At 45.0% G+C, this 3,760-nt stretch carries 3 protein-coding genes; all 3 read left to right on the top strand.

The window, feature by feature from the left end; translation table 11 throughout:
• The first annotated feature begins 47 nt into the window (after nt 1-47).
• A complete protein-coding gene (locus AC29Z1_RS10705; protein ID WP_488271454.1) occupies nt 48-2,117 on the top strand; it encodes an LTA synthase family protein in 2,070 nt (689 codons plus the stop codon).
• A gap of 141 nt (nt 2,118-2,258) precedes the next feature.
• Entirely contained in the window at nt 2,259-2,828 is a 570-nt protein-coding gene (locus AC29Z1_RS10700) for a peptidylprolyl isomerase (protein ID WP_488271453.1), read from the top strand.
• 30 nt (nt 2,829-2,858) lie between these two features.
• On the top strand, nt 2,859-3,760 hold a 902-nt coding region (locus tag AC29Z1_RS10695; RefSeq protein WP_488271450.1), incomplete at its 3' end, for a lipase family protein.

Here is a 3,760-nt window from a genome sequence, read left to right as displayed (position 1 = left end):
ACTACCGAGGTTTTGAATATGGTAGAGCATTAGCTGTTTGCACCATTATGAGGAACAGAGTAGCGGTTTCTATCTTAGCCAAAGCTTGGCACAAGCCGTGTTTGCTTTGCGGAAAGGATGGGTCTATTATTTTTAAGCTGGCTAGTTGGGACGAATTTTATGCTGAGTTGCAACAAGACTGTAAGTTATTTATTTTCATTCTCGCGGTTTTTTGCTTATTTCGTATCGGGTTTATTGCCGCTATGCACTCCTTTCTGAGCGACACTGTGACTATTGCTGACCTTTTGGCCGCTATGTATTATGGATTGCGTATTAGCTTAAAAAGTACCGGGTTGCTTGTGTTGCTGCCAATGGTCTGCTGTACCGGTTGCAGACTATTTCTCCCGTGGAAATGGCTAAGTCGTCTTCGGTTGTATGTGGGTTCAGTTTATATTGTTATCCTTAGTTTTTTGTTTCAGGCCCGCATTCCGTACTATCAGGAATTTAGAATGGCGTTTAATCAACTGCTGTTCAATACCTTACACGATGATGTTACCGCCATTGTACATACCATTATTGCGCAATATAATGTGCCTGTTAGAATCATATTGGCCATTGTTACGGCATGTTTACTATGCAAAGTATTGAAGGTTTGGTTAGCAGCCAAACCACATACTTTTCCTCGGCTGCCTAAGTGGTATCAAAATATTGTTCTGCGGGCTGCACTGCTGATCGTTCTTTACCAATTGGCCATTTTTGTCCGGTTTGGTGGCGCCATGACCTATGCCTATAATATTGACTGGGAAAATTCAGGGGTTACAAAAGACCAATTGCTGAATGAAGCGATTTTGGATGATGTGCAGGCACTCTATCGGGCGTATGTCCTGCATGAGCGTGTTTTGTCCTCTACCGGCCTGGATATGGAACCAGGAAGGTTGGCGGAATACGGCAGCTACCTGGCTGAGCGTCCGATACCATCAGACAACATCGATGACTTTTTGCGTAAAACCGTCGAAATTGGTACAAACTCTCCGCCACGGCATGTCTTCTTGATTATTGCTGAGAGTTATGCAGCCTGGCCGTTATTACCACAGTATAGTAATCTTAACATCGCTAATGGGCTAAAAGAGATTATTGCGCAACCAGATGCAGCCTACACGCTGAATTTTTTACCCAATGGGATGAGTACCATTTCCGGGGTTATGGGAATAATTACCGGGCTGGCTGAGGCAAATCTGTACTTGAATTATTTGCCAGAGTCATATAAAGAGCCTTATAGTACGGCTATAGCACACCAGATGAAACGACTGGGTTATACAGCCGATTTTTGGTATGCTGGGCCTGCTTCTTGGGAAAAAATTAGGGATTTTTCACTGGCACAGGGATTTGATGCCTTCTATGGTATGGGTGACTTTGAGAGTGATGCAGGCAATGTCTGGGGTTGTGATGACAAATATTTGTATCAGGCCGTGCTTAGCCGGGTCAAAGATGATAAACCGGGTTTTCACGTCGTGCTTACTGTATCCAATCATTCGCCATACACTGTCGATTTGCTGCACGAGGGTTTTGATCCGGCGTTGGTAACAGCCGGATTGCCTGAAAAACTGAAAGACGATCCAGAACTTATTAAAAAACTGGGGCATTTTTGGTATGCCGATAACATGTTGGCTCAATTCGTAAAAGAAGCCTCGCGTAAATATCCGGACAGCTTATTTGTTATTGTCGGTGATCATGCTGACCGAGTGAATGTGGAACCCAATCCGCCCATGTTTGAGCGTTATGCTATTCCATTTGTCCTTTACGGCAAAGGCGTTACTAAACAAACGCTGCCTGACCATGCTGCCGGCAGTCACATTAATGTGGTACCCACCCTGCTGGAACTTGTTGCCCCGGCCGGTTTTGAGTATTACTCAGTAGGACGAAGTCTGACTAAAGGTAATGATTTTGGTATGAATTATGGCTTTTGGATTACCGCCGGACACATAGGAAAAGCCGATACTGATTATTGCGAAGCTCATACACAAGGCCAACTGCCGCCTACGCAGGATAAAATTCGGCAAGAAATTGATGCGGCTAGGGCTATTTCCTGGTGGCGGATAAAGTTCGGGAAAACTCTGCAATCAGCGACAGCGATTTAAAGAGCATTGGCAAATAATACTCTAAGCGCTGCCCCTGGTTGGCTCATTCACATACCTAATTGGATATGCTATACTAATATCTGGATATAACATAGGAAGCGAGTGAAGTTTGTGAAAAAGTATGTAGTTACTTTTGCTGTGATGATGACATGGTTGTTGATGGTTACGGTTGGCTGTGCTGGCAGCAATAGCACGCCGATGCCGGCAGAGAACAGCCCTAAAACCCAAGAAGTGGCGGCAAAGAAAAACCGTGTAGCCTTGTTTGAAACTTCTAAAGGCAATTTCCGCGTCGAACTGTTTGAAGATAAAGTGCCGCTAACTACCAAAAATTTTATTGATCTTGCCAATAAAGGTTTCTATGATGGTCTGATTTTTCACCGCGTTATTGATAACTTTATGATTCAGGGCGGTGACCCGAAAGGTAATGGTACGGGTGGCCCGGGGTATCGAATTCCTGATGAATTTCATCGCGATTTAAAGCATGTCGAGGGAGTGATTTCGATGGCCAATGCCGGTCCTAACACCGGCGGATCTCAGTTTTTTATTACTTTGACAGCTACACCATGGCTGGATAACAAACACGCCATATTTGGTAAAGTCATTGAGGGAATGGACGTTGTTCACACCATTGGCAAAGTAAAGACCAATTCTCAGGATAGACCACTTGAAGATGTTGTGATCAAAAAGATTACGATTGAAACTGCAAACTAATTTAGCACAAACTCATTTCAGGAGAAAGTCATGAAACAATTACGCCTACTCATCAGTAAGCTGCTCTTAGCGGTATGTTGTCTCTTGCCAGTGGCCTCATATGCGGGGATTAAGGAAGATTATGAAGAGTCACGTACCTTATTACTGGCTGCAAGAGCTTGTCTGGCAATTTATAGTGACCGGACAGGCAGGCTTTCATATGAGTATCTTACGCAGGAAGGTTGGGAGATTCAGCCGTTTGTAGCTGACGGTGAAATTGACGATGCCCGGTTTTTGATAGCGAAAAAGGAACCGGCTGATGGTGGGCCGCCAATATATATCTTGGCCATTGCCGGTACTGAAACGCTTAAAAATATGAAAACCAATCTGACGCTTGGGCAAGTGTATTTTGCCGGAAATACTCTTGAAGAATTTGCTGCTAATACGGCGCTGAAGCATATGCCTGATTCGGCGCCTAAGGTCCATCAGGGGTTTTATAAATATGTGGAGGCAGCATTTCAGATCAAAGTATCAACAAAGGATAACAGCACACCCAGGCCATTAACTGAATTATTGCTGGAACATCGGGATCGCAAAGTGTATTTGACAGGACACAGCCTGGGAGGGGCGGCGGCAACGATTGCAGGCGCACGCCTGTTGAGCTTAGGCGTAAATCCGGATCAAATTGAGGTAATTACCTTTGGGGCGCCTGCTGTTGGCAATAAGGCTTTTGCGGAACGATTTGCACCGATTTTGCCCCTAACCCGGGTGGTTATCGAGGGGGATCCGATAACGGGAATATTACAGGGACTGCCTGGCTATGAACAATTTGGTCGGGAAATACTCTGGAAAAGGCGGGATGTCACCCAGAAAGGGCAGCATGCAATGGTTAGTTATTTAGATGTTGCCCTCAAGGATTATTATGACAAACGACACCAAGCTGAGCGGCTAGG

The sequence above is a fragment of the Sporomusa sp. genome, assembly GCF_057736855.1.
The sequence above is the reverse complement of the archived record's forward strand: the minus strand, read 5'-3'. Positions and strand labels throughout refer to the sequence as shown.

Coding starts and splice junctions, on each gene's coding strand:
- AC29Z1_RS10705 (WP_488271454.1), top strand. CDS start 48: ATGAGGAACAGAGTAGCGGTTTCTATCTTAGCCAAAGCTTGGCACAAG.
- AC29Z1_RS10700 (WP_488271453.1), top strand. CDS start 2,259: ATGATGACATGGTTGTTGATGGTTACGGTTGGCTGTGCTGGCAGCAAT.